The 664-nt window shown below is 51.4% G+C and carries 3 tRNA genes and 1 rRNA gene; all 4 read right to left on the bottom strand.

Annotated elements, in window-relative coordinates:
• Positions 1–3 precede the first annotated feature (3 nt).
• Positions 4–78 (bottom strand) — tRNA-Glu (locus AC1DWB_RS36815).
• A 28-nt stretch (positions 79–106) separates the two neighbouring features.
• A tRNA-Ser gene (locus tag AC1DWB_RS36810) sits at positions 107–194 on the bottom strand.
• Between the two features lie 62 nt (positions 195–256).
• Positions 257–329 (bottom strand) — tRNA-Asn (locus AC1DWB_RS36805).
• Between the two features lie 99 nt (positions 330–428).
• A 23S ribosomal RNA gene (locus tag AC1DWB_RS36800) occupies positions 429–664 on the bottom strand; the annotation flags it as partial.

The raw sequence follows: 664 nt of genomic DNA, 5'->3' as shown, positions 1-664 counted from the left end.
AAATGGTGACCCGTAGGGGATTCGAACCCCTGTAACCTCCGTGAAAGGGAGGTGTCTTAACCGCTTGACCAACGGGCCGTGATTAATATTTGTTAAGGTAATACTACGGAGAGCGAGGGATTCGAACCCTCGAGACACTTTTGGCGCCTACACGATTTCCAATCGTGCTCCTTCGACCACTCGGACAGCTCTCCATTGGGGTCTCCACAGCGTATGGATATACGCTTCAGCGCAATTTTACGATGTGGAGACTAGACTCCCCGAACAGGACTCGAACCTGTGACAACTCGATTAACAGTCGAGTGCTCTACCAACTGAGCTATCAGGGACCATTAWYWAATYATCAGGTGGTTTATTCCCTGAAAACTGGATGCGAAAGCGGTAACGAGCCGCAACTTGTAKAACTGGTCACTCCGGGTAAGAGTGAATAGGATAAGCCCTCGACCGATTAGTATTCGTCAGCTCCACACATTACTGCGCGTCCACCCCGAACCTATCAACCTCGTCGTCTACAAGGGGTCTTACTAATTGGGAAATCTCATCTTGAGGGGGGCTTCACGCTTAGATGCTTTCAGCGCTTATCCCGTCCGTACTTAGCTACCCAGCGGTGCCTCTGGCGAGACAACTGGTACACCAGCGGTACGTCCATCCGGTACGTCCATCC

Source organism: Paenibacillus sp. P4_E11 (genome assembly GCF_056401635.1).
This window is presented reverse-complemented; position numbering and strand designations above follow the sequence as displayed.